This window comes from Halomonas sp. GXIMD04776 (assembly GCF_049808615.1).
In the GTDB taxonomy this organism is placed as follows: domain Bacteria; phylum Pseudomonadota; class Gammaproteobacteria; order Pseudomonadales; family Halomonadaceae; genus Modicisalibacter.
The window spans coordinates 14,301-39,560 of record NZ_JBNCAN010000025.1 but is presented as its reverse complement, the minus strand read 5'-3'; the positions used below and the strand labels follow the sequence as shown (position 1 = coordinate 39,560).

Here is a 25,260-nt window from a genome sequence, read left to right as displayed (position 1 = left end):
AATGGACGCCAGGCGCTCATCCCCAACGCCCACCACACTATTGCTCGGCCTGCTGATGCTGGCCTGGCCGCTGCTGGTGTTGTTTTTGCTGCCACAAGGCGGAGGGGTGCTCTTATTGGCGCTGGCTGTCGCCCTTGTCAGCTGGCGGCTGCCTCCAGGCTACAAGCGCTGGGGGCTGTTGCTGGCCTTGCTCGTATCGACCCTGGCGCTTCTGGGTCATGCGACTCTTGGCGTGCGCGCCTGGCCGGTGCTGATCAATGCCGCACTGCTTATCCTGTTCGCCTGGAGTTTGCGCCATCCGCCGAGCCTGATCGAGCGCCTGGCACGCCGCCAGGAACCCGAGCTGCCCGCCAGCGGTGTGCGCTACACTCGGCGCGTCACCCAACTGTGGTGCGGTTTCTTTCTGCTCAACGGCAGCATCGCCCTATGGACGGCACTTTACGCCGACCTGAGTACCTGGGCCCTGTACAACGGCGGCATTGCCTATGGGCTGAGCGGTGCCTTGTTCGCCGGTGAGTGGTGCATTCGTCAACGCGTGCGGAGCAGGATCGCCCATGATGACTAAGGCCCCGCTTCTCGGCACCCCCTGGCGGCACGCACCGCGCGACCGAGCGATCGGTTGGCACTGCGCGTTGCCAGCGCGTGAAGCCGCCGTGCCCTGGTCGATTTTTCATGGGCGCGTGGGTGCCTGGCAGGGGCTGCTGGACTCCCTGGCGCCCGCGGGCCAGCGCTGGCTCCTACACCTGCGCGAACCGCTCGAATTCGCCGCCGCCCTGCTCGCCTGCTGGGAACGCGGCGACAGTGTGGTGCTGCCCGCCGACGACCGGCCGGAAACGCTGTCCGGCGTGGACCATCTGACCCGGGCACGCCTTGGCGATGTGACGGGTGGGCATCGGGCCGGCCCCGAGGCCAGAATACCGCGCTGGGGAGAGCTCGACGCCGATGCGCTCGCGCTGTCGTTGTACACCTCCGGGTCCAGCGGCGAGCCGCAGCGCCTGGACAAGTGCTTTGCCCAGCTCGATGCGGAGCTTGGCGTGCATGCTCACCTCTGGCCGTTGGAGGGGCGGCTGGTCATCAGCCAGGTGAGTCATCAGCATATCTATGGCTTGCTGTTCGCCATCCTGCGTCCGCTTTGCGAGCAGGCGCCGATGGCTTTGAGCCTGTGCCGTTATCCGGAAACCCTGAGCGATTGGCTACGGCGCCTGGACGAGACTCGCCATTCCGACGATATCGGCACGCTGAATGCGCCTCCCGGCACGGTCCTGATCAGCGCGCCGCCCCCGCTTGAACGTCTGCCCCAGGAGCTCGACTGGCAAGCGGCCCCTCGAGTGCTTTCACGCATTCATTCCTCCGGCGCCGCCTTGTCGCACATCGCCAGTGAACACGCTCTGAAGGTGCTCGGCGTTCCGGTCAGTGAGATCTACGGCAGCTCCGAGACCGGTGGCATTGCCTGGCGTATTCAGCAACGAGACGAGTGCTGGACGCCGCTACCCGGCATCGAGATTCGTGATGATCGACACGGCGCCCTGTGGCTGCGTTCCCCCTTCCTCTCCAGTACGGACTGGCAGCGCCAGGCCGATCGCATCGCCCTGGAGGACTCTCGTTTTCGTCTGTTGGGGCGCGCCGACCGTATCCTCAAGGTGGGGGGCAAGCGTCTATCCCTGACCGGCATGGACCGCACTCTTGGCACGCACCCCGATGTGATTCAAGCCCGTACCGTCAGCCTGCCGGAGCGAGATACACGCCTGGGTGCCATCGTCCAGCTCGACCCGGAACGTATCCCCCTGGACCACGACTCGCGTCGCGACCTGATCGCGTCCCTGCGCCAGTATCTGTCGAGCGCTTATGAGTCCACGGTGGTGCCCCGCTACTGGCGCTTCGTCGATGTCTGGCCAACCAATGCTCAAGGCAAGCTATCGAATGCCTTGGTGCGACAGCTTTTTCGCGATCTTGAGGATCATCGCCTGCCGCGGTGGCTGGGTGTGAGCTTCGAAGGTGATGAGCGCTGTCAGGTGAGCCTGGAAGTTCCCGAGCGCTTGCTCTATCTGAAAGGCCACTTCGATGAGCAGCCGATCGTCCCCGGGGTGGTGCTTGTGCAATGGAGCGTCGAGCTGGCCCGGGAACACTTGCAATTGCGCGGGGCGTTCCAGCGTCTCGAGCGGATCAAATTTCCCCAGCTACTGCTGCCCGGCGAACGGATAACACTTATCCTTGCCCAGTCGCGGAGCGAACAAGGCATACGGTTGTCCTTCACCCTGCAGGGCCGACAGGGTATTCATGCCGCCGGCAAGATCGTCTTTACACCGCAGGAGACCCATGATGACGAGTGATCAGCCGGCTCGCCCCTGTGTGCTGATTCCGATCTATAACCATGCCGCCGCCATCACCGCGACCTGCGCCGGGGCGCGGCGCCTGGGTGTACCGCTATTACTGGTCGACGATGGCAGCGACGCCGAATGTGCCCAAGTGCTCGACACGCTCGCCGAGGCGGAGGATGTGAGCCTGGTGCGTCTGCCGGAAAATCGCGGCAAAGGCGCGGCAGTCAAGGCAGGCTTGATCGAGGCCGCTCGCCAGGGCTTCACCCATGCGCTTCAGGTCGACGCCGACAGCCAGCACGACGCCAGCGATTTTCCACCGTTCCTGGAAGGGCTGACCGCCAACCAGCAAGAGCTGCGCATCGCCTATCCACGATTCGACCAGAGCGTGCCGCGGCATCGCTATTACGCCCGCTACGCCACCCACGCATTGGTATGGCTCAATACGCTGTCCTTTGCGCTACGCGACACCATGTGCGGAGTCAAGCTGTACCCGGTCGAGGCGACCAATCGTCTGGTGGCCCGCCACAGCTGTGGCGAGCGCATGCAGTTCGACACCGAATTACCGGTGCGTTGGTTGTGGGCGGGTTTGCCGGTCACGAATCTGCCCGTACGGGTTCACTATCCGCTGGATGGTGTATCGCATTTCGATCTATGGCACGACAACGCCTTGCTGGTCGCCATGCATGCGCGCCTGTTCTGTGGCATGCTGCGACGTTTGCCACGCCTGCTCTTTCGTCGATCGAGAACGTTGAATCATTCTTCATGAATCACTCGTCTGATACCCCCCACCATTGGGCACGCATCCAGGAATCCGGCTCGGTGGCCGGCATGCGTATCATGGTATGGATTCGTCGTCATCTCGGGCGTCTGCCCTTCCAGGTGGTTCTGGGCCCGGTCATCATTTACTACTATCTTGGCCAGGCATTGCCTCGTCGGGCCTCGCGACAATACCTCGAGCGCATATGGCCACTGCATGCCGGGCAGCCGCCTCGTTGGCTCCCGTGGCTTGGGTTGAAGCATTTCATGGCCTTCGGTCAGTCCCTGATGGACAAGGTCGATGCCTGGAGCGGCATGTCGATGGGCGTAAAACTGACGCCCGAGGATCGCGCCTGCCTGGACCAGGCCATTCGTGGCGGGCGTGGCGGCCTGATGCTGGTATCGCATATCGGCAATCTCGAAATCTGCAGTGCCATCAGCGATAGCCGGGACGATTTTCATGTCACCCAGCTCATGCATACCCGCAATTCGCGCAAGTTCAATCAACTCCTCGATCGTTCCACGCTCAGGCGTGGCCCGGAGATCATCGAGGTCACCGAGATCACCCCCGCCACCGCCCTGGCCTTGGCCGAGCGCATCAACGCCGGCGGATTCGTGGTAATCGCCGCGGATCGCGTCCCTATCGACGAAGGTGGTCGTGTGCGTCCCCTCGATTTTCTGGGAGCGCCGGCGCTGTTCCCGGAAGGCCCCTTCTGGCTGGCGGCATTACTGCGCTGCCCCATCTATACGTTGAGCTGCCTGCGCGAGGGAAAATCGCATCGCGTCGAATTCCAACCCTTCGACGACACCAGCCACCTGCGCCGGGTCGATCGTGAGGCCTGGCGTGAGGATGCCATGCGTCGCTACGTGGCCTGGCTCACGGATCAATGTCGCCGCTATCCCCTGCAATGGTTCAACTTCTTTCCTTTTTGGCAGACCGGTGACCGACATGTTTCCTGATCATCCTCCTACTCGACTACTGCTCGATGGCAGCCAAATCGACCTCGAGTCCGTGCTGGCCGTCGCCCGGCGCCAGATGCGGGTCACGCTTTCCGAATCGCCCGCGTTTCACGAGCGTATCGCTGCCGGGCCGGCCTTCCTCGATCGTCTGATCGAGGAAGATGGCGTCGTCTATGGCGTCACCACCGGCTACGGTGATGCCTGCACTCGCGCGGTGCCCGCGGATCAACACGGCGAGTTGCCGCGTCACCTGTATACCTTTCACGGCTGCGGCCTTGGCGAGATTCTCGATATCGAAGCCGCCCGGGCGGTGATCCTGGTGCGCCTGGTATCGCTTTGTCGCGGTGTTTCCGGGGTCAGTATCGAGCTACTGGAGCGCCTGGTATGGCTGCTCGAGGAAGATGTGATCCCGGTGATTCCCGCGGAAGGCTCGGTGGGTGCCAGCGGCGATCTCACGCCGCTGTCTTATCTTGCCGCCGTGCTGTGCGGCGAGCGCGAAGTGTTCGACCAGGGCCAGCGACGCCCGACCGCCGAGGTGTTTGCCGAGCGTGATCTTATGCCCTATCGTCTGCGTCCCAAGGAAGGTTTGGCGCTGATGAACGGTACCGCGGTGATGACGGCCCTGGCCTGTCTGGCCTATGGGCGCGCCGAACAGCTATCGCGCCTGGCTACGCGCCTCACCGCCATGAACTGCTGGGCGCTGGACGGCAACCCCTATCACTTCGATACGGACCTGTTCGCCGCCAAGCCCCACGCGGGGCAACAGCGAGTCGCCGCGCGTCTGCGCCGGGATCTTGAGCAGGCGGACGGCAGCGATGAAACCCCGCGTAACTCTTCGCGTCTTCAGGACCGTTATTCGACCCGCTGCGCCCCGCACGTCATCGGTGTGCTGGAAGACAGCCTGCCCTGGCTGCGCGGTTTCATCGAAAACGAACTCAACAGCGCCAACGACAACCCGTTGATCGATCCGGTCGCCGGCAAGGTGATGCATGGCGGGCATTTCTATGGCGGCCACATCGCCTTCGCCATGGATTCGCTCAAGACCCTGGTGGCCAATATTGCCGATCTGCTCGACCGGCAGCTCGCCCTGCTGGTCGATACCCGTTACAACCATGGCCTACCCGCCAATCTGAGCGGTGCCAGACCGGAACGGGCGCCGCTCAATCATGGCTACAAGGCAGTGCAGATCGGTGTCTCGGCCTGGACCGCCGAAGCGCTCAAGCTAACCCTGCCGGCGAGCGTCTTTTCCCGCTCCACGGAGAGCCACAACCAGGACAAGGTGAGCATGGGCACCATCGCCGCCCGGGATGCGCTACGCGTGCTCATCCTCACCGAGCAGGTCGTGGCCGGTGTACTGCACGGTGCCTGCCAGGCGTTGGATCTGCGCCAGGCGCTCGATGTCAGGCTACCGCCGGCTCTGGCCGCTTTCCAACGCCGGTGCCGGGAGTGTATCGCCTTCGTTGAGGAGGACCGCGCTCTGGAAGCCGATCTTCGTTATCTATGCACGCATTTACCTGACCTGACGGAGGGCATGTATGCCGATTAGAGCCACGCTGCTGGGCCGAGCATTTCTGCTGCTGATGGTTCTACCGGGAGCGGTGCTGGCCTTCGAGCTCAATGACCTGCAAACCCGGCTGAATCAGAACGACGCGCTCAAAGGACGATTCGAACAGCAACGCCATCTTGCCGATCTGGATACCCAGTTGCGAAGTACCGGTCATTTCGTCTACGAACGCGACAGCAAGGTCGTCTGGACGCTGGAAACGCCGGTGTCAGATCGCCTTGTCTTCACGCCCGACAACGCATCCAATACGGCCGCTCGGCTGGACGACGAATCCGACGCCAACAACGATCGACAACGCGAACAGGTCGGCACGCTGTTACTGCAACTGCTGCAGGGCGATTGGCAGGCCTTGCAGGAGCGCTTCACTCTCGATCTGTCAGGTACCGCGGACGACTGGCAGGTCACTCTCACCCCCAAGGCCGAGGCACTTCGCAAGCGCTTTACGCACATCGAGCTGCGGGGCGCTCGCTACCTGGAGCACGTCGAGCTGCATGCGGCCAACAACGATGTGCTCAGGGTGCGCTTCTTCGATCAGCAGCCCTACGATCCCGGCGCCACCGAGGCAGTCGATGACGCCCCCCGCTGAGCCACGATCGCAAAAGGCGGCTAAGACCCCACGCTTACTGGCCTGGCTATGGGGGCTGGTGCTGCTTGCCTGCATTCTTGGCCTGGCCTGGCTGCTGCGCGATGGGTTGCCGGTGGATACGCGCCTGACCGCCATGCTGCCGGAGGATCATCAATCACCGCTGATCGAGCAGGCCAATGCCCAACTGGGCAGCGGTTTCGAGGATCGCTTCGTGTTGCTGCTTTCCTCCCCGACTCTGAAGACCGATGCCCAGGTCCTGGCCAAGGCCTTGAGCGAGGCCGGCAAAAACGAGAATGATGAGAGCGATAGCGCGCCGCTGCTTTCCGAGATCGATTGGCGGGACATTGACCTGATCGACGGCAACAGCGATCCGCGCCAGGCACTGGACAGTTACCGCTATCGCCTGCTGACCCCTGAGCTGCGTCGAATCATCGATCAGGACGGCGGCGAGTCCCTGGTCGAGCCAGCGCTGCGCGCACTGTTTTCACCGGCAGGACAGCCGGACCCCGTCGCCGATCCCTTCGGCTTGCTGCAGCGTTGGCTTGGCGCACGAGATACCAGTCCAGTGCAAGCCCGGGATGGCCTGCTCACCGTCGCCGTTCAGGGTCGCCCTCGGGCGCTGCTGATCGGCGACCTGGCCAGCAACCCCTACGACATCGGGGCGCAACAGGCCATGACCCAGACGCTCGAAGACTTCGAGCGAACCCACCCTGAGGCCACACTGCTGCGTTCCGGACTGATATTTCACGCTGCTGCCGGCGCGCGTCAGGCTCAGCGGGAAATCACCACCATCGGGCTCGGCGCCTTCATTGGCCTTGTCATGATTCTGCTGCTGGTGTTTCGCTCGCCCCGGGTGCTGGCGCAGATGCTGCTGCCCCTGGCCTGCGGTTTGCTGTTCGCCCTGCCGCTGACCCTGGCCCTGTTCGGACGCCTGCACCTGATGACCCTGGCGTTCGGTGCCAGCCTGATTGGCATCGCTATCGATTACGCCCTGCATCTACAATGCGATCGCGCCGTGCATGGGCGCGCCTTCCGGCTACGCCGACTGCTGCCCGGCCTGACGCTGGGTCTGGTCTCGAGCCTGTTGGCCTATCTCGCCCAAACCCTCACGCCCATGCCGGGACTGCGCCAGATGGCCACCTTCGCCGCTCTAGGATTGCTCGGCGCCTGGCTGAGCGTCGTGCTATGGCTGCCACGCCTGCGCCTACCCAGTTCTGCATCGACAGCACGCCTGGCCGAGCGGTTATGGCGATGGACGACACCGCCTCGCGGTCTCAAACCCGGCGTCGCGCTCATTGCAGTGCTGATATCCAGCGCCCTGATCGGCTGGCAATTGACCAGCGACGATAGCCTGCACCTGCTCAACCCCTCCCCAGAAACGCTGCTCGAGCAGGAGCGCCAGGTGCAGCAAGCGCTTGGCAGCGACACCGGTAATCGCTATCTGCTGGTCACCGCGCCAAACGAGGCCGCCCTGCTCACTCGTCTTGCCAAACTGGGCGATACCCTGGAGGGCTGGAACGACGAAGGCGTTTCTCTGAAGACCGCCAATCTCGCCGATAGCGTGCCGCCCCCCGAACAACAGGAAGAAGATCTGGCCCGGGTGCGACGTCTGTACGGACAACCCTTGGAAACACTGGCCCGGCGAGCGGGACTCGATACCCGGATCGTCGAGCGCGCCCGTGAACGCCTGGAAGACGTCCCCGTTCTCGATGTTGCGACCTGGCTGGACTCCCCCCTGGGAACCGCTCAGCGGCGACTGTGGCTGGGCAGGCCTGAAACCAAAAGCAAAACCGTCGACGTCCAGGGTAAACGCCCTGTTGCCGCCACTCTATTGATTCAATCTACGGGCAAGGCCGATAAAGATGGTCAGGCGATCGACCTTGAACGACGACTGACACGACTGGCGGCCCAGGACGACAATGTCACTTACGTCAATCGCGTGGCGCGCATCGCCGACTTGCTCGGCCAGTTGCGGAAGAACATCGTCTGGTGGGTAACGGCGGCGGTGGCAGCCCTGACCCTGCTGCTTGTCTGGCGTTATGGTCGCGCGACCTGGCGGGTACTGACGCCTCCCATGGGGGCCTTGTTAGGTGTGTTGATGCTGTTTGCCCTCAGCGGCATACCCCTGAACGTCTTCAGCCAGTTGGGCTTGCTGCTGGTGATGGGCATCGGCCTGGATGCGGGCATCTTCAGCGTCGAACATGGCCGCCGCGCCTCGACCTGGCTGGCCATCAGCCTGTCGACGCTGACCAGCCTGCTGGCCTTTGGCCTACTGGCCTTCAGCGCGACCCCGGCGTTGCACTATCTAGGGTTATCCTGTCTGATTGGACTGGCGATGGTGTGGTGTCTGGTACCCTGGGTGCGGCCTGATCCTGAGCACGCCCCAAAACGACGCTCTTTATAACGGCTCTTGTCATAATGACATCCTGCGGAGAAACAGTATGGCATCTAAAAGCGCCCCTCATTTCGATACCGATGTCGTGGTGATCGGTGCCGGTCCTGCCGGCGCCGCCGCCGCGTCGCAATTGGTGCGCCTGGGTCATGAGGTACGGGTGCTGGAACGCAGCCACTTCCCTCGTTTCTCGATCGGTGAAAGCCTATTGCCCCAGTGCATGAGCTATCTCGAAGCGGCCGGCCTTCTCGAGACCGTGCAAGCCGCGGATTATCAATTCAAGAACGGCGCTGCCTTCACCCGCAGCACCAGAACCACCGCCATCGACTTTCGTGAAAAATTCAGCCCCGGCTGGGGCACGACCTATCAGATCGAACGCGCGGATTTCGATCAACGCTTGATCCAGGCCGCCGCCGCTTACGGTGCACAGGTCGCCTTCGGCGTCACGGTGACGGATTTTCAACCCGATGATGAACGCCCTCGGGTGAGCTACGTCGACGAGCATGGCCAAACCGCGACCCTGACCGCCCGCTTCGTGCTGGATGCCAGTGGCTATGGCCGGGTGCTGGCGCGCCAGCTCGACCTGGAACGCGATCCGCGTCTTGAACCACGCATGGCGCTGTTCACCCACCTCGAGGATCACATCGATGATCCAAGCTATGACCGTGACAAGATCCTGATCGGCGTCCATCCCGACGACGCCACCATCTGGTACTGGCTGATTCCGTTTGCCAACGGCCATGCTTCGGTGGGGGTGGTCGGCGCCATCGACACTCTGGAGCAATACGGTGACAATACGGAGGAGCGCTGGCGGGCGTTGATCGACGCCGAGCCACGCTATCGTCAACTGTTACACAACGCCCGGCCGGTGCGCCCCTTCAGCGAACTCAAGGGCTATTCCGCGGATGTCTCGAGCCTGCATGGGCCGGGTTTTGCCCTGCTCGGCAACGCAGGCGAATTCCTCGACCCGGTGTTTTCCTCCGGGGTGACCATCGCCCTGCGTTCGGCGAACATGGCCGCCCCGTTGGTCGATCGCCGGCTGCGTGGCGAGGCAGTGGATTGGCAGATGGAGTTCGAGGCGCCGCTGCGCCAGGGCATTGCTACCTTCCGTGCCTTCGTCGATGCCTGGTATGACGGTCGTCTTCAGACCATCGTCTTCAACGAAGCGCAACCCGAGGGGCTAAAACGGATGATCAGCTCGGTTCTGGCCGGCTATGCCTGGGACCTGGAAAATCCTTTCGTCGCCGCTGCGGACAAACGACTGACGACCCTGGCGCAGCTCTGCGACGATACCCCACCCCAGGCGCAACAGAGCCCTTTATGATGAGACCTGGATGAAGAGACCGGCATGATGATTCGCTTGTTTACTCCATTGCGCTCGGCCTTGGTGCTGATATCACTACTGGTGCTGTTGAGCGGCTGTTCACTGTTCCCTTCGACCGCCCCCTCACCGCGCTTCGCGAATCTCCCCCTGTCCGAGACACTCAAGCGCCGCCTGACCTTCATTCCTGATGACGAGCCCGACAAGGCGCACACCCTGATCGCCTTGATCCGTCGCGAGGATACTCGACTTCGCGCGGTGTTTTTGACCCCCTATGGCCAGCGCCTGGCCACCTTGATACATGACGACGAGGACAGCCGTTTCGAGGAAGGCGACATTCCAGAGCAGGCCATGAAAGAAGCGCTACCGGTATCCCCCGAGTGGCTGGCCTCGCGGCTCGAATGGAGCCTGTGGCCTGCGGTGGCACTCGAGGAAGCCTTCATCGACAGCCCTTGGTCGGTAATCCTGGAAGATGATGCCAGAGAGATTTATCGCTACGGCACGCTCATTGCCCGTGTCACGCCGGCGATGACGGATGCGTCCCGGGAAGAGACGGTAGTACTAGAGGATCGTCAGGGCCATTATCGCCTGCGGATCGTGCCGTTGGAGGGGACATCCGAAGAACGGTCTTCCGAAGCGCCATCTGCCGAGGAGCCGTCTTCATGAGTCGGAAGGACAAACTCGCGGCCATGCCTTGCCGTTTATCGCCCCCGGGGGTTGTGTGCGGCCTAGGGGACTCTCTGGACACCATCGCGTCGGCCCTGTTCGGCGGTCATCGCGGCCTTACATCAAGCGATGCCTATACGCCCGGGCGCATATTGCCACTCGGGCGGGTAACGAGTGTCTTGGCCGATGACACAGGTTGGCCCGTCGAACATCGCAGTCGCAACAATCGTCTGCTGGCTACTGCGCTACAACGCCTCGATACCTCAACGCTTCTGGCCCAGCATGCGCCCTCACGTATCGGGGTCGTCATCGGTACCAGTACCTCGGGGATAGGCGAAACCGAGCAGGCACTGGCGCTTGCCGGTCGCGAGAGCCCTCTTCCCGATAGCTTTCGCTATGCACAACAGGAACTCGGGGCACCGGCACGGTTCGTTGCGGAACAGCTGGGGCTCGAAGGGCCGGCCTATGTGCTCTCCACGGCCTGTAGCTCCAGCGCCCGAGCCTTGGCCAGCGCCCGGCGGCTTTTACGCTCCGGCGAATGCGACGCGGTGATTGCCGGCGGTGCCGATACCCTGTGCCGACTGACGGTCAACGGCTTCGCCAGCCTGGAAGCGATCAGCGACGGTCCCTGCCTGCCTTTCTCCGCCAACCGCAACGGTATCAATTTAGGCGAGGCGGCAGCACTGTTCGTCGTCACCCGAGAGTCCGGCGGTATTCAGCTCGAAGGCGCTGGAGAAAGCTCCGATGCCTATCATGTCTCGGCGCCGCGTCCGGATGGCAGCGGTGCGCTGGCCGCCATGCGCGCCGCGCTGACTCAGGCCGGTCGTCGCGCCGAAGAGATCGATTATCTCAATCTGCACGGCACCGGCACGCCTCATAATGACCTCATGGAATCCCGCGCGGTGACACAACTGTTCTCTGCGCCACCGCTCTGCAGCTCCACCAAGGCGCTCACCGGCCACACCCTGGGGGCCGCCGGCGCCCTGGAAGCCGCTTTTTGCTGGTTGGCGCTCACCCAGGGCAAACTGCCGCTGCATGTCTACGATGGGCATTACGATCCGGCGCTTCCCGACCTGCCATTGGTATCCGATGCCAGTGCCAGGATGCCGCGGCGGGTAATGAGCAATTCCTTCGCCTTCGGGGGCAACAACGCATCCTTGCTGCTGAGCAGGGCGGATTGATATGGATTCAGCGCGTCGTCCTGCAGATCTGCCCTGCTCAATCGCGCCCTTCGTTCCCCAGAGCCGGGGCATGTGCCTGCTCGATAATATCCTGGCCGTCGACGATGACAGCCTACAGGCCGAAGTAACCCCAAGTGCAGCGGATCTCTTCGCCACCGGCGCGGGCATCCCGGGTTGGGTAGGTCTCGAGTGGCTGGCCCAGGCCGTGGCCGCCTGGGCCGGCTGGCATGCCCGGTCATGTAACGAGCCCCCGGCGATCGGCTTTCTGATCGGCAGCAAGCGCTTCGAGTCGCTCTGTGAACATCTGGCAATTGACCGCACCTACAGAGTGAGCATTCACCTCGATTTTCGGGCCGACAACGGCCTCGGTCACTTTCACGGTGAGATCCTGAATGACGACGGCACCCGCCTTGCTCACGGCACCTTGACCGTCTTCCAGCCACCATCAGACGAGCAGTCTGAACAAACACTCGACAAGGAGCCGTCCCCATGACCGATACGATACTCGTCACCGGTTCGAGTCGCGGCATTGGTCGCGCCATTGCCCTGCGTCTGGCCCGGGACGGCTTCGATATCGTGGTGCACTGCCGTCGGGAGCGCGAGGCCGCAGAGAAGGTCAGCGCCGACATTCACGCCCTGGGTCGCAAGGCCCGGATCTTGTGTTTTGACGTCGCCGATCGCGAGGCGGCACGCCAGGCCCTCGAAACCGATATCGATACCCATGGTGCTTACTACGGGGTGATCTGCAATGCCGGCATCACCGCCGACGGTGCTTTCCCCGCACTGACCGACGAGGCCTGGGACAGCGTCATTCACACCAATCTGGACGGCTTCTACAACGTGGTGAAACCCCTGGTCATGCCGATGATCAGGCGTCGTGCGCCGGGCCGTATTCTTGTGATGTCTTCGGTCTCGGGGATCATGGGCAATCGGGGCCAGGTCAATTACAGCGCCGCCAAGGCGGGATTGATTGGTGCGGTCAAGGCGCTCGCCATAGAGTTGGCCAAGCGTCGTATCACGGTCAATTGTGTTGCGCCAGGGTTGATCGATACCGACATGACGGATGAAGCGACCAACGAAGAAGCCCTCAAGATCATTCCCATGCAACGCATCGGCACCGGCGCCGAAGTGGCGGCCACGGTGAGCTTTCTCTGCTCTTCTGATGCCTCCTACATCACGCGCCAGGTGATTGCGGTCAATGGTGGAATGTGCTGAGTGATTTAGCGCCTCCCGATCATTGATCCACGCTAGAATATTGTCATTTTGCGGCGTTTGTAATATTGCGTCGCCATGATCAGTCGTCTTTCATTTTGCCTATGTGCAGGAATTCATCCATGAGATCTCTCGCCTCGGGTCTATTGCTATTGTTCTCCCTTCAAGTTCACGCCTTTAGCCTGGATGAGTGGCGTTCCTGGCAGTCCGCCACGCCGGCCTTTCAGAGCCGGATGGAACAAAGCCGCTGGCTGCATGAAGCCGAGATTCGCGTTCATGCGACTGGCCAATTGCTATTCACGCCTTACCGCTCGCTGATCTGGCAGTGGCTGACCCCGGAACCACGCCTGGTCGAATTCGACAAGACTGGCCCCCTGCTCAATCTAAAGCCCTCCGAGGATGGCACCGCCACCGCTCCGCCATTGGAAGAAAGCGATGACAACCTGCCCGGCGAGCAGTTGACTGCCATGCTGTTGCTTCAGGCCCTGAGTGGCAATCTCGCGGCCCTGGAAAAAAAGTATCATTTGCTGCTGGAGGGTGATCGCAATGACTGGCAGCTGATTCTGCTGCCTCGCGAAAGAAACGATGAGGTGCCCAAAAAGATCACCCTTGAAGGGGGGCGCTTCATCCAGGCACTTCGCGCCACGAGTTCGAACGGTAATGAACTGACACTGGAGCTTGCCGAGCATCAACGCCTGGTAAACCCCAAGGGTGCCGAGCAACTCGCCACGGCGCTGCGTGAGAACGCCTCATCGACACGCGATGATGACACCGACGCTGAAAAAGAAAATGACGCTTAAGTTTCAACGCTCAAGGCCGATACCACCATAAGCGGCCCCCTACCTGATTTCGATGACGGGTCCTCTTGAACCAGGAGCATGAATCAGGAGAAAGACGTGAGAATAGCGGTCATCCTCATCGTACTCGTCACCTTGACCCTAGGGGCCGGGGGTATTGTGGTCAGTGACTTGCACTGGCCCTTATCTCAGTCGGCACTGATCACGGTCAGCCTCTATGCGCTGGTCTTGATCGCCGGCATGGGATTACTGGCTCTTCTGGCGGGGCTCCTTATCACCCTGGGCGCTCAGCAGCGCGCGCTGCAACAAAGCCTTGCTGCCCAATGGGATCAGCAGCACTGCCTGCTCATCGTCCAACTCACGGAACGCTTCGTGCATCAGGCCGAGACCCTGCTCGAGAAAGAGAGCCTCGACCCCAACAAACGCAGCGTGCAGCGTTGTCTGGCGGTCGATGCGCTGCGCGGCAACAGCGGACGCGGCGATCCCAACTATCAACGCCTAGGGAGATTGTTCGAATGGCTCGCAGAAGAAGAGGCTGCTGTTCAAGATGACGCGTCCAGCAAGCGCCTTTTCGAACCGGTGCTGCGTCACTATGCGGAAATCGCCGATCAGCTTTGCCGTATCAACGAGACCGACGAAAAACGGCTGGGAGCGTTTTTACGCCACCAGCCGCAGGTCGAAAAAAGTGGCGAAGAAGGAAGTTAGGAACCTTTTATCGCCGCGGTCACGGTAATCTCGACTTTGAGTTCCTCCGCCGGCATCGGTGCGACGACACAGGTGCGCGCCGGCGCATGGCCTTCCGGTACCCAGGCATCCCAGACCTCGTTCATCGCGGCGATATCACCGCCATCCTTCAGATAAATCGTTGCCGAGATCATGTGCTGACGATCCGAACCAATCTCCTTGAGCAGTGCATCAAGGCGCGACAGCATGCTCCGGGTCTGCTCGACGATGTCACCCTCACGGGCTTCGGGGCCGGCTACCTGACCACAAAGATAGGCGATACCATCGTGAATGACTGCGCGGCTCATGCGGGTCTGAGTATCGTGACGCTGTAGGGTCATGCAGGTTCCTCTTTTTGGTTGATGAGGTGTGATGGTAAAAAAGATCAGCGTAGCAGCAGCAAGGGAATATCGGCCTTGCGCAGCATGGCGGAGGTGGTACTACCGACCAGCAGATGGCGAATGCGCGAATGGCCGTAGGCTCCCATCACCAGCAGATCGATGGCATGCTCTTGTTGATAGGCACGCAGTGTTGCCTCTACCTCCCCTGCGCGTATGGCACCCTGAACTGCAAAACCAACATTCTTCAGGGTATCCAGGGCCCAATCAAGCTGAGCCCGAAAATCGGACACCTCCGCCCCGACCATGACGATGTGAAGACTCAGCCCCTTGAATAACGGACTGGCAGCGATCATCTCGATTCCCTTGCGAGTACTCTTGCTACCATCGAAGGCGACCATCACGCGCTGCGGCGCTCGATAGTCATTCGGCACCATCAGGATGGGACGATGCATCGCGCGCACTACCCGCTCCAGGTTGGAACCTACGTGCTCGCTGGCAAGATGAGCCGACTCTCCGCGCTTGCCCAGCACCAACAGGCGTATCTCGCTTTCCAGATCGCTTAGGGTCTCGACCAGTTCACCGTTGCGCTGACGCGCCTGGGGATCCTCATTCCCCTGCTCTCTGGCCCGCTCCCGCGCCGCGTCAAGCATCGTTCTACCCTGCTCCTGGGCGATGCGCGCACGACGCTCATCCAGCGAAGCAAGTTCCTCGAGCAGGTGTTCGCGGCTACCCAGACCGATATTGCCGGACAAGTTGCCTTCCTCCGGAGGCTGATGATTGTCCAGCACATGCAGGAAGGTCAGCGGTGCCGCGAGGCGTTGACTGGCCCAGACGGCATAGTCGCTCACCGCTGCGGAGTAACCCGAGCCATCGATGCAGGCCATTACGTGTTCGCTCATGCTGCGCGGTCCCTTCTGGTCGTTTTGCGTTTTGCTATCACTTTGTACGTTTCTAACCGATCCTGGCAACGATGAACAGGCTCTCTCAGTGGCCGCTCATCAACTGCTCCACGGCATCCGGCTTATCGTGAACGGCGAAGCGGTCGACGATGGTGGCACTCGCCTCGTTCAGGCCCACCACTTCGACCTCGGTGCCCTCACGGCGGAACTTGATCACCACCTTGTCCAGTGCGCCAACGGCAGTGATATCCCAGAAGTGTGCGCGGGACAGGTCGATACGCACACGCTCGACGGTCTCCTTGAAATCGAAAGCGTCGGTGAAACGATCCGCCGAGGTGAAGAACACCTGACCGATTACAATGTACTCTCGAGTACGTCCATCGGCGCTCATCTCGTTACCAATATAGAGCACCTGCCCCACCTTGTTGGCAAAGAACAGTGATGCCAGCAATACACCGACGAACACCCCGATGGCCAGGTTATGCGTTGCCACCACGACCACCACCGTGGCAACCATGACGATGTTGGTACTCATCGGATGTTTCCTGAGATCGCGCAGTGATTCCCAACTGAAGGTGCCGATGGAAACCATGATCATCACCGCCACCAGCGCAGCCATGGGAATCTGCGACACCCAGTCGCTCAGGAACACCACCATCAACAGCAGCACGACACCGGCGACCAGCGTGGAGAGCCGGGTACGTCCACCGGACTTCACGTTGATTACCGACTGGCCGATCATCGCGCAACCGGCCATCCCGCCGAGAAGGCCCGAGCCGATGTTGGCGATGCCCTGGCCCTTGCATTCGCGGTTCTTGTCACTGGGGGTATCGGTCAGTTCGTCGACGATGGTGGCGGTCATCATCGATTCCAGCAGGCCGACCACTGTCAACATCACCGAATAGGGGAAGATGATCTGAAGGGTTTCGAGGGTCAATGGCACATCCGGCCACAGGAATACCGGCAGGGTATCCGGCAGTTCGCCCATGTCGCCGACGGTGCGAATATCCATGCCACTGGCCATGTAGACGGCAGTCAAGACCAGGATGCATACGAGCGGTGAGGGTATTGTACGACCAATCTTCGGCAGCAGCGGAAACAGATAGATGATGCCCAGGCCGGCGGCAGTCATGGCATAAACGTGCCAGGTGACACCGGTCAACTCAGGCAACTGGGCCATGAAGATAAGGATCGCCAGGGCATTGACGAAGCCGGTCACCACCGAGCGAGAGACGAAGCGCATCAAATCGGCCAATCGCAAATAGCCGGCGATGATCTGCAGCACCCCGGTCAACAAGGTCGCAGCGAGTAGGTACTCCAGGCCGTGTTCTCTCACCAGGGTGACCATCAATAGCGCCATGGCCCCGGTGGCCGCCGAGATCATGCCTGGACGCCCGCCGACAAAGGCGATGATCACGGCGATGCAGAAGGAAGCATAGAGGCCGACCTTGGGATCGACCCCGGCAATGATCGAAAAGGCGATGGCCTCCGGGATTAGCGCCAGAGCGACCACGATACCGGCCAGCGAATCGTTCTTGATGTTGGAAAACCAGGAGTGGCGGATGGATCGAATCATTCTCGGTTCCGTTGGGTTGTCGTGCGCTATACCGTATGCAGCGCGGGCGCCCTGCTGCGACGAACGACAAGGTGATGGATATACATTCAGGGGAAATAAGAGCCGCGCATTCTAGCAGCTCGCAAGCATCACTTCATCCCGATAGGTTCGAGCGCGGCGCGTAAACGCTTCTCGCGGCGGCGATCGATCAGCCCCTTGATCAGCAGCGTACCGATGATCAGGGCACCGCCGGCGAAGGCCAGGCTCGAAGGCTGCTCGCCCAGCGCCCACCACACCCAAAGGGTGCCGGCGACGGTTTCCAGTAGAAACAGCAGACTGACCTCGGCAGAAGGCAGGTAAAGCGGGCCGCGCTGAATCAAGGTAAATCCCATGGGGATGAGGATCAGACATAACAATATCAGCCACCCCGCTTGATCGGGATTGGGTAACGCCAGCCCACCGCTGGCAAACAGTGGTGCCGTTGCCGCCACCATCAACCCCGCCAGAGTCAGCATCGGGCTCATGTCGACGCCGGGACGGGTACGACACAAGGTGAAGTTGGCTGCCAGGGAAAACGCCGCTAACAGGGCAAAGGCGTTACCGATCCAGGAACCGGCCCCGGCGTCGTCGAAGACGATCAACGAAGTACCCAGCAGGCATAGCCCGATGGCGATCCAAGTACGCAGCGGCAGGAGTTCCTTGAGAAAAAAGCGCGATAGCAGTGCCGCGATCAACGGTGCCCCGGCGAGAATCATCAGCACATTGCCGCCCTTGGTGTACTGATTGCCGAGCACGAAGCCGTAATTCGACAACGTAAACAGTGCCGCCACACCAAGACCTACCCAACCGCAACGCCTGAATTTGATAACGGTATAACGCCCACTGCGCAACACCACGATCGTCAAAAACCCCAAGGCCGTCAGCAGCCCGCGCCAGAACAGCATCTGGCTGTCCGGCAGGCCGATCAGCTTGATCAGCAGCGCATCCGGGGAAATGATCAACGGTCCCGCCGCGGTCAGCAGCAAGCCCTTCTGGCGATAGGAGAGAGTGGAAAACAAGGCATCCTCAGCGGCAATCCGGTCCGGCTCCAAGCCTGACCGGATTGCTCACTGGAAACAAGCCATCAGGTATCAAGACTCTTTGGGTGTGGAACCATCATCGCTGCCTGGCTCGCGAGTCGATGACGGCTTGGAGATACCGCCCTTACTCATCGACTTGAAGACGTCCATGATATCCAGCGGTAGCGGGAAGAAGATGGTCGAAGCGTTCTTGTTGCTCATATCGCTCATGGTCTGCAGGTAGCGCAACTGTAGCGCCGCCGAATTCTCGGACATGACGTTGGCTGCCTCGACCAGCTTCTGCGAAGCCTGGAGTTCGCCCTCGGCATGGATGACCTTGGCGCGGCGTTCGCGTTCCGCTTCCGCCTGGCGAGCGATGGCGCGAATCATGCTCTCGTCGAGATCGACGTGCTTGATCTCCACATTGGCGACCTTGATGCCCCACTCCTCGGTCTGGGTATCGATGATCTCCTGGATATCATCGTTGAGCTTGTCCCGCTCGGAAAGCATCTCGTCGAGATCGTGCTTGCCCAGCACGGAACGCAGCGTGGTCTGGGCCAGTTGGCTAGTGGCGATAGTGAAATGCTCGACCTGGATGATCGCTTTCTCAGGATCGACAACACGGAAATAGAGCACCGCATTCACCTTCACGGTGACGTTGTCCCGAGAGATCACGTCCTGCTCCGGCACGTCCATGGTGATCACTCGTAGATCGACCACTTCCATCTTCTGGATGATGGGAATAATGATGAACAGACCCGGGCCCTTGACCGCCTGGAAGCGTCCCAGGAAGAACACCACACCGCGCTTGTATTCCGGCAGAATGCGAATCGAGGCGGCCAGCAACAACAGCACCAGCACCACGGGAACGAGATAGGATACCCACATGGAAACACCTCCTTGGACCGCCTCGAGCAGAGGCTGAATGAATGCATTCATGATGTCGACGCTTCACTGTCGATAGGCGCCACTTCGACGGTCAATCCATCGATCGCCATCACCTTCAAGCGCTGATCCTTGCGCACCGTTTCACCGCTGCGCGCGTTCCAGCGCTCACCGCGCAGCCGCACATGCCCTTGATGATCAAAATCCTCCAGGGCGATTGCCGTTGCGCCGATCATCTCCTCCTCTCCGGTGCGCGGGGGGCGCTTGCGTAGCCCCATGAAGCGCAGCATCACCCATAGCAACAACCCCGAGGCCACCAAGGCCACACCCGCTATCAAGGGAATCGACACGGCCATATTTCGATCATCCATCAGAATTATCGAGCCCACGACGAAGGCTACAATGCCGCCGATACCGAGAATACCGAAACTCGGCATCAACGCCTCGCCGACGATCAATCCCAGCCCCAAGAGTACCAACGCCAGCCCCGCATAGTTGACCGGCAGTACCTGAAAGGCAAACAGTGCCAGCAACAAGCAGATAGCGCCGATGGTGCCCGGCACCAGGGCGCCCGGATTGATCAACTCGAAGATCAGGCCGTAAAGGCCGATGATCATCAGGAAGTAGGCAATATTGGGATCGGCAATGATCGACAAGAGTTCGGTGCGCCAATCCGGATCGAAGCGCTCAATGGTCAGATCGGCGGTTTGCAGTGTCTCGCTGCCACCCGTCATGACGACTTCTCGCCCATCGATCTGCGTCAGCAAGTCTTCTACGTCCGAGGCCACTACATCGGCCACGTTCTGCTCCAGGGCTTCCCGGGCGGTGAGATTCACCGCATCGCGCACTGCGCGTTCGGCCCATTCGGCGTTGCGACCATGACGTTCGGCCAGGCTGCGAATATAGGCTACCGCGTCCTCGAGCACCTTGCGCTCCATGGCCGTCTCGCCACGCCGTTTACCATCACCGCTCTCTTGCGGGGCCTCTCCCTGTCCTTGACCCTGCAGTTCACCTTGTTGCCCATCGCCTGAGGATTGCTCTTCGGTCTGATCGGATGGCTCTGACTGCTCGGGATCGTCCTCTTCCACACCCGGCAGTCCCCCGCCACCAAGCTGCACCGGAGTTGCCGAGCCGAGATGGGTCGAGGGCGCCATGGCGGCCACGTGGCTTGCCAGCAGTAGATAGGTACCGGCACTGGCGGCGCGGGCGCCAGCAGGCGAAACATACACCGCTATCGGCACCTTGGAGGCGAGCATGGCGCTGATCATGTCGCGCATCGACGAGTCCAACCCGCCCGGGGTATCGAGTTGAAGAATCACCAGTGCGACGTTCTGCTCGTCAGCTATTTCCAGGCCACGCTGGAAATAATCGCTGGACGCGGGGCTGATACTGCCATCGATGGTCATCACTAGAGCGCTTCGGCGCTCGTCTTGTTCCTGAGCGCTGGCTATATAGGCGAGCAATACGCCGCTGAGCAGGCAAAGCAGCCATAGGAGACGATAGCGATTGTTCAAAAGCTGGCGCATATCCGGCATGGTGCCCTCATGAAACCGCTAGCTGCTTATAAGCTAGCTACTATTGTTGTGGCACGGTCAATTTGGCGTCTGGAGTCTCCTATACAGACTTTGGGAATCTTCTTGAGGTTCATTGCTTGCACCATCATTGCCACTGCTGGACTCGCCCTCGTTGCGATTGCCCCCCTCGCTACCGCCATTGTCATTACTGACATTCTCATTGCCACCATCGTCGGCGCTGCCGCTATTGTCGCTATCGTTATCGTTGTCACTACCGCCCTGCACCACCTCACCGAGGGTTTCGATCGGTGAAGAAATCAGATTTTGCAGCGCCTTGCGGATAGCCTGGCCGGCGATGTCCCCAAATTCGATGGAACCGGATTTATCCAGCGGTATGGTCATGGGAATTTCGAGCTCGATAGTGCCGTCGTCGTTACGTAGCACGCCGATCAACGTCTTGACCGGTAGCTCCGTCGCGGTGGGGTCGACCTGTTCCCCTAGCCGGATCCGACGCAATACCAGCTGATTGTTGGTGTTCAACCGCCCATCCTCGAGACGGTAATCGAGTCCCAGGGAGACCTCCCCTCTCTCTATTTCATAACCGGCAAACCGACGCAGGTAAGGCGCAAAGGTGGTCAGACGCATGCGTTCGACATGTATATCGAGATTGCCTTGCCAGGGGTCGCTCAGCGGATCATAACGGCCCTCGATACTCAGTGGCGCGCCATCGGACACCTGGCCTTCCAGGGACAGCTCGCCGCCCCCCTGCTGAGACGAAGATAACCCTTTCCATTTACCTTCAAGCGCCGAAAAGTCGATCTTAAAGGGCTCGGGCAAATGCCGATCGGCGAATGTCATCGTCCCCTCTTTTACGACAAGATCATCGAGGGCATAGCGCATCGAAGGTGATTGTTGCTTACCGTTACTCCCCGTGCTCTTTTTTGACGTGCTCTGCTCTTTCGGCGGTAGCCAGGCAGTGAGATTGGTACCCATTCGCTCATTGATGATTACCTCGGCCCAGGGCTGCTGGAGGGTCATGCGTCCGGCCTCGAGACGCGGTCGATCGAGCTCGAACAGGAACTCGTCGATATTCATTCGTTCTGCTCTGGCAATCGGCTGATCGCCGTCAGGCTCCAGCATCTCGATTTCATGTAGTTCACTCTGGCCCGTGATACGCAAACCGGCATCCGTTGCTTCCCCCGCCTGCATCCGAGCTTGCGTGGTCAACATGCCGGAATTCACCCGGGCTCTCACCACTTTGGACAGATAATCCGAAAGCGTGGCCAGCGGTAGCTCGTCCGCCGTGAGGTCAACGTCCAGCTTCCAGGGGGCGAACCCCATCTTGCCTTTGGCACTCAACGCTGCCCCGGCGAGACGGGATTGGCTCTGCAATGTAAAAGGTGCATCGGAGGTATTGTCATAATCCTCGGCATCAAGGCTTACCTGTTCGAAGGAGAGCGTGACCGGCTTATCGATACGCCGATTGATCCAATCGAATCGGCCACCGCCGGCAGTGATTCGCTCGATCAGTATGGGGGTGGGTTTCTTATCCTTACTTTTGTTCTTGTCGTCACTCGCGAGCATTTCGACGAGGTTCCAGTCGCCGTTTTCCCGCCAGATGAGCTGCAGGCGCGGCGACTGAAGATCCAGCTGCGCGAGGCGCCAGCCCGGCGACCAGAGCGAGCGCCACTGGACATCCGCCATGACCTTGTCGCTGGACAGTACTGGGATCTGGTCCTGGCCGGCGATGCGAAAATCCTCGAGCGTCAATGTGGCTGTAAATGGATTGACCGCAACATGCTTCATGCTGACTTCGCGCCCCGTGATGGAGGAGAACGTCGACACAAGGCGTTGCTCGATGTAATACGGCAGAGCCCATAGCCAGGCAACGACTAGTAGACCTGCCAGGATGGCCAACCCGAGCGGAACTAGCCACCAGCGCTTGCGCGATGGCTGACCACGACGCGACGCCTTTTGATGTATCGAGACCATTGAACCCTCCCTGGGATATAAAGAACGGCCTGTCCTTTACAAAAGTGGCATATATTCAATCAAAACCCAGCAGCTCAATACTTTTTCGTTAAATAAATAATCATGTTGTCACAAAGATTCACGGCTATACCTGAAAATGCGGTTGTTGCTTGCGCCATGTTAAGAAGATGATCGCAACGACCTGGAATTAAAAGGCTCGTTCAATTTCATCGCAGCGGATCGGTCCATGCCAGAACTCAGATAACGAGGCACGCCATGACTCATACAGCCTTCAAAGTGGAGCTAAACAAAAGCCCCGAGGAACAAGACACAAAGACCCATAATCGATGGCATCCGGACATCCCCATGGTCGAGCAGTTCAAGCCCGGCGATGTCTTCCGCGTGGAAACCTACGACTGGACAGGCGGCCAGATAGACAACAACGACTCCGCCAACGACATCCGCGATGTCGATCTCACCAAGGTGCATTACCTCAGTGGTCCCTTTGGCGTGGAGGGTGCCGAACCCGGCGATCTACTGGTCGTCGACATACTCGATGTCGGTGCCTTGCCGGATTCTCCCTGGGGCTTCAACGGTGTCTTTGCCAAGGAAAATGGCGGAAGCTTCCTGGTTGAGCATTACCCGAATGCCTTCAAGTCCTGCTGGGATTTTCACGGCATTTTCACCAGTTCGCGTCATGTCCCCGGCGTACGCTGGCCAGGCATCATCCACCCTGGGCTAATCGGTTGTCTGCCCGATCGCAAGCTGCTCGAGACGGCCAACAAACGCGAAGCGGCATTGATCGCCACCAACCCTGACCGGGTTCCTCCCCTGGCCGCGCCTCCCTATGCAGACACCGCCCTGATGGGGCAGATGGAGTCCGGTGCCGCCAGCAAGGCCGCAGCGGAAGCATGGCGTACCGTTCCGCCACGCGAGCATGGCGGTAACTGCGACATCAAGAATCTCTCCCGGGGCTCGCGCATTTATTTCCCGGTCTACGTCAAGGGTGGCGGTCTCTCCATGGGCGATATCCACTGGTCCCAGGGCGACGGCGAGATCACCTTCTGCGGCGGTATCGAAATGGCCGGCTTCCTCGATATCGGAGTCGATATCATCAAGGATGGCGTCAACAAATACGGGGTGACCAATCCGATCTTCATGCCGAGCCGAATCGACCCTCAGTTTTCGGACTACATCGTCTTCGAAGGCATCTCCGTCGATGAACATAGTGGTGAGCAGTACTATCTCGATGCCCACGTCGCCTATCGCCGTGCCTGCCTCAATGCGATCGAGTACCTGAAGAAGTTCGGCTATACCGGCGAACAGGTGTATACCCTGCTCAGTACGGCACCCGTGGAAGGACACATCGCCGGCATCGTCGATATTCCCAATGCCTGCTGTACCTTGGCGATCCCCACGGGGATCTTCGATTTCGATATTCGTCCGAATGCCAAGGGCCCGGAAAAGCAGGTTTCGGGGGCAAACGTCAGCTTCGCGAGCTGATACCTGGCGGACGTACCTTATAACAGACAATAATCGCCACCTGCCGGGGCATTTGGCCCCGGCCATTGCAACAGGTGTCGCTATGCTACTTGGACTCGCCCTGCTTTATGTTGGTGCCGTGCTGTTTCTCAACGGCCTCTGGTTGCTGGAACATATCGGCGACAAGGAAATCGGCGTCATCAATATTTTTGTCGGTGTCCTGACCTTCCTGGTCGCGTGTTACTCCGCCTTTGGCCCAGATGCAGATGCCGCCTCCATCAAGGCGGCTGCGCTGACCCTGCTATTCAGCTTTACCTACCTATGGGTAGCGCTCAATCGCTACAACGGTGCCGATGGCCGGGGCCTGGGCTGGTTTAGCCTATTCGTCTCGATCACCGTACTACCTATCGCCCTGCAAACCCTTCTGGGGGCGCAATCGGTGTGGGATGTCTGGTTCGGCCTGTGCTGGGCGGCCTGGTCGGTGCTGTGGTTCATGTTCTTCCTGTTGCTGGCTATGCGTAAGCCCATTGCCAAGGCGACCGGCTACATGACCTCGTTGCAGGGTGTGCTGACAGGCTGGTTGCCGGGATTTCTGTTGCTCAACGGGGTGCTGGGGTAGCGCTAGGAACATCCAGGAACAATCTTTGTACTGCATCCATTACGAACAAAAGGACTCTGCTCATGCCAATCTACGATTATGTCTGTCACCAGTGCGGGCCCTTCAGCGCCAGAAGACCGATGGCCCGGGCGACGGATCCTGCGGACTGTCCTCGATGCACCTTCAGCGCGGCTCGCGTTATCAGCGCGCCGTTCCTCAATACCATGAACGGCAACAGCCGCAAGGCATATCAACGCAACGAACTCAGTGCCGACTGCCCAAAGGTGATGTCCCGCGCCGAACTGGATCTGAAGCGTGCCACCACGCATCATTCCGACAGCGCGCACCGGCATGGCTGCAAACACGATCACAGCGCCTCGGCCTCTCCCGACACCCGGCGCCTGACCGGCTCGGCGGACTATCAACAATCCAATAAGCGCTGGATGATTGGGCATTGATCGGGTAAGAGTGACCTCTGATC

At 60.4% G+C, this 25,260-nt stretch carries 24 protein-coding genes; 17 read left to right on the top strand and 7 right to left on the bottom strand.

What is annotated here, in order from left to right:
* The first annotated feature begins 1 nt into the window (after window position 1).
* From ACPF7Z_RS15960 to ACPF7Z_RS15895, 14 genes are all read left to right on the top strand, one after another.
* Window positions 2-565: a hypothetical protein gene (locus ACPF7Z_RS15960; protein ID WP_425194249.1), complete on the top strand. Its 564-nt coding sequence runs from the start codon at window positions 2-4 to the stop codon at window positions 563-565.
* A complete protein-coding gene (locus ACPF7Z_RS15955; RefSeq protein ID WP_425194248.1) occupies window positions 555-2,330 on the top strand; it encodes an AMP-binding protein in 1,776 nt (591 codons plus the stop codon). The genes ACPF7Z_RS15960 and ACPF7Z_RS15955 overlap by 11 nt, the downstream gene beginning before the upstream one ends.
* Entirely contained in the window at window positions 2,320-3,084 is a 765-nt protein-coding gene (locus ACPF7Z_RS15950) for a glycosyltransferase family 2 protein (RefSeq protein ID WP_425194247.1), read from the top strand. The genes ACPF7Z_RS15955 and ACPF7Z_RS15950 overlap by 11 nt, the downstream gene beginning before the upstream one ends.
* A complete protein-coding gene (locus ACPF7Z_RS15945) occupies window positions 3,081-4,034 on the top strand; it encodes a glycosyl transferase (protein ID WP_425194246.1) in 954 nt (317 codons plus the stop codon). Before ACPF7Z_RS15950 ends, ACPF7Z_RS15945 begins: the two co-directional genes overlap by 4 nt.
* Entirely contained in the window at window positions 4,024-5,580 is a 1,557-nt protein-coding gene (locus tag ACPF7Z_RS15940) for an HAL/PAL/TAL family ammonia-lyase (RefSeq protein ID WP_425194245.1), read from the top strand. The genes ACPF7Z_RS15945 and ACPF7Z_RS15940 overlap by 11 nt, the downstream gene beginning before the upstream one ends.
* Window positions 5,570-6,184, top strand: coding sequence for a LolA family protein (locus ACPF7Z_RS15935; protein ID WP_425194244.1), 615 nt, complete (start codon window positions 5,570-5,572; stop codon window positions 6,182-6,184). Before ACPF7Z_RS15940 ends, ACPF7Z_RS15935 begins: the two co-directional genes overlap by 11 nt.
* Complete coding sequence (locus ACPF7Z_RS15930; RefSeq protein ID WP_425194243.1) at window positions 6,168-8,588, top strand: MMPL family transporter; 2,421 nt, start codon at window positions 6,168-6,170, stop codon at window positions 8,586-8,588. The genes ACPF7Z_RS15935 and ACPF7Z_RS15930 overlap by 17 nt, the downstream gene beginning before the upstream one ends.
* A gap of 37 nt (window positions 8,589-8,625) precedes the next feature.
* Window positions 8,626-9,900 (top strand): NAD(P)/FAD-dependent oxidoreductase, encoded by a 1,275-nt coding sequence (locus tag ACPF7Z_RS15925; protein ID WP_425194242.1) that lies wholly within the window; start codon window positions 8,626-8,628, stop codon window positions 9,898-9,900.
* A gap of 24 nt (window positions 9,901-9,924) precedes the next feature.
* Window positions 9,925-10,563 (top strand): DUF3261 domain-containing protein, encoded by a 639-nt coding sequence (locus ACPF7Z_RS15920; protein ID WP_425194241.1) that lies wholly within the window; start codon window positions 9,925-9,927, stop codon window positions 10,561-10,563.
* On the top strand, window positions 10,560-11,744 hold the full coding sequence (locus ACPF7Z_RS15915; RefSeq protein ID WP_425194240.1) for a beta-ketoacyl-ACP synthase: 1,185 nt from the start codon (window positions 10,560-10,562) through the stop codon (window positions 11,742-11,744). Before ACPF7Z_RS15920 ends, ACPF7Z_RS15915 begins: the two co-directional genes overlap by 4 nt.
* Window position 11,745: 1 nt before the next feature.
* On the top strand, window positions 11,746-12,237 hold the full coding sequence (locus ACPF7Z_RS15910; protein WP_425194239.1) for a hypothetical protein: 492 nt from the start codon (window positions 11,746-11,748) through the stop codon (window positions 12,235-12,237).
* The gene (gene fabG / locus ACPF7Z_RS15905; RefSeq protein ID WP_425194238.1) at window positions 12,234-12,959 is read left to right on the top strand and encodes a 3-oxoacyl-ACP reductase FabG; all 726 of its coding nucleotides are present in this window, start codon (window positions 12,234-12,236) and stop codon (window positions 12,957-12,959) included. The genes ACPF7Z_RS15910 and fabG overlap by 4 nt, the downstream gene beginning before the upstream one ends.
* A 119-nt stretch (window positions 12,960-13,078) precedes the next feature.
* A complete protein-coding gene (locus tag ACPF7Z_RS15900; protein ID WP_425194237.1) occupies window positions 13,079-13,756 on the top strand; it encodes a LolA family protein in 678 nt (225 codons plus the stop codon).
* Between the two features lie 78 nt (window positions 13,757-13,834).
* Window positions 13,835-14,458 (top strand): hypothetical protein, encoded by a 624-nt coding sequence (locus tag ACPF7Z_RS15895; RefSeq protein WP_425194236.1) that lies wholly within the window; start codon window positions 13,835-13,837, stop codon window positions 14,456-14,458.
* On the opposite strand, the gene ACPF7Z_RS15890 is transcribed toward ACPF7Z_RS15895, so the two are convergent.
* The 7 genes from ACPF7Z_RS15890 to ACPF7Z_RS15860 all read right to left on the bottom strand — a co-directional run bounded on the left by ACPF7Z_RS15890 (window position 14,455) and on the right by ACPF7Z_RS15860 (window position 22,720).
* The gene (locus ACPF7Z_RS15890; RefSeq protein ID WP_425194235.1) at window positions 14,455-14,817 is read right to left on the bottom strand and encodes a RidA family protein; all 363 of its coding nucleotides are present in this window, start codon (window positions 14,815-14,817) and stop codon (window positions 14,455-14,457) included. The two genes, ACPF7Z_RS15895 and ACPF7Z_RS15890, sit on opposite strands and share 4 nt — an antisense overlap.
* Before the next feature lie 44 nt (window positions 14,818-14,861).
* Window positions 14,862-15,716 (bottom strand): universal stress protein, encoded by an 855-nt coding sequence (locus tag ACPF7Z_RS15885; protein WP_425194234.1) that lies wholly within the window; start codon window positions 15,714-15,716, stop codon window positions 14,862-14,864.
* 85 nt (window positions 15,717-15,801) lie between these two features.
* Window positions 15,802-17,292 (bottom strand): SulP family inorganic anion transporter, encoded by a 1,491-nt coding sequence (locus ACPF7Z_RS15880; RefSeq protein ID WP_425194233.1) that lies wholly within the window; start codon window positions 17,290-17,292, stop codon window positions 15,802-15,804.
* Window positions 17,293-17,420: 128 nt separating this feature from the next.
* On the bottom strand, window positions 17,421-18,362 hold the full coding sequence (locus tag ACPF7Z_RS15875; protein WP_425194232.1) for a DMT family transporter: 942 nt from the start codon (window positions 18,360-18,362) through the stop codon (window positions 17,421-17,423).
* A 39-nt stretch (window positions 18,363-18,401) separates the two neighbouring features.
* The gene (locus tag ACPF7Z_RS15870) at window positions 18,402-19,217 is read right to left on the bottom strand and encodes a slipin family protein (RefSeq protein ID WP_425194231.1); all 816 of its coding nucleotides are present in this window, start codon (window positions 19,215-19,217) and stop codon (window positions 18,402-18,404) included.
* A 47-nt stretch (window positions 19,218-19,264) separates the two neighbouring features.
* Window positions 19,265-20,740: an NfeD family protein gene (locus ACPF7Z_RS15865; protein WP_425194277.1), complete on the bottom strand. Its 1,476-nt coding sequence runs from the start codon at window positions 20,738-20,740 to the stop codon at window positions 19,265-19,267.
* Window positions 20,741-20,806: 66 nt separating this feature from the next.
* Window positions 20,807-22,720, bottom strand: a complete 1,914-nt coding sequence (locus ACPF7Z_RS15860) for a DUF748 domain-containing protein (protein WP_425194230.1) — start codon at window positions 22,718-22,720, stop codon at window positions 20,807-20,809.
* A gap of 255 nt (window positions 22,721-22,975) precedes the next feature.
* Here ACPF7Z_RS15860 and fmdA point away from each other — a divergent pair, with 255 nt between their 5' ends.
* The 3 genes from fmdA (at window position 22,976) to ACPF7Z_RS15845 (ending at window position 25,237) form a co-directional block, all read left to right on the top strand.
* Window positions 22,976-24,202, top strand: coding sequence for a formamidase (fmdA, locus tag ACPF7Z_RS15855; RefSeq protein WP_425194229.1), 1,227 nt, complete (start codon window positions 22,976-22,978; stop codon window positions 24,200-24,202).
* 82 nt (window positions 24,203-24,284) lie between these two features.
* Window positions 24,285-24,800 carry an AmiS/UreI family transporter gene (locus tag ACPF7Z_RS15850; RefSeq protein ID WP_425194228.1) on the top strand — a complete coding sequence of 172 codons (516 nt, stop codon included), beginning with the start codon at window positions 24,285-24,287 and terminating at the stop codon, window positions 24,798-24,800.
* A gap of 62 nt (window positions 24,801-24,862) precedes the next feature.
* Window positions 24,863-25,237: an FmdB family zinc ribbon protein gene (locus ACPF7Z_RS15845; protein WP_425194227.1), complete on the top strand. Its 375-nt coding sequence runs from the start codon at window positions 24,863-24,865 to the stop codon at window positions 25,235-25,237.
* Window positions 25,238-25,260: the final 23 nt, after the last annotated feature.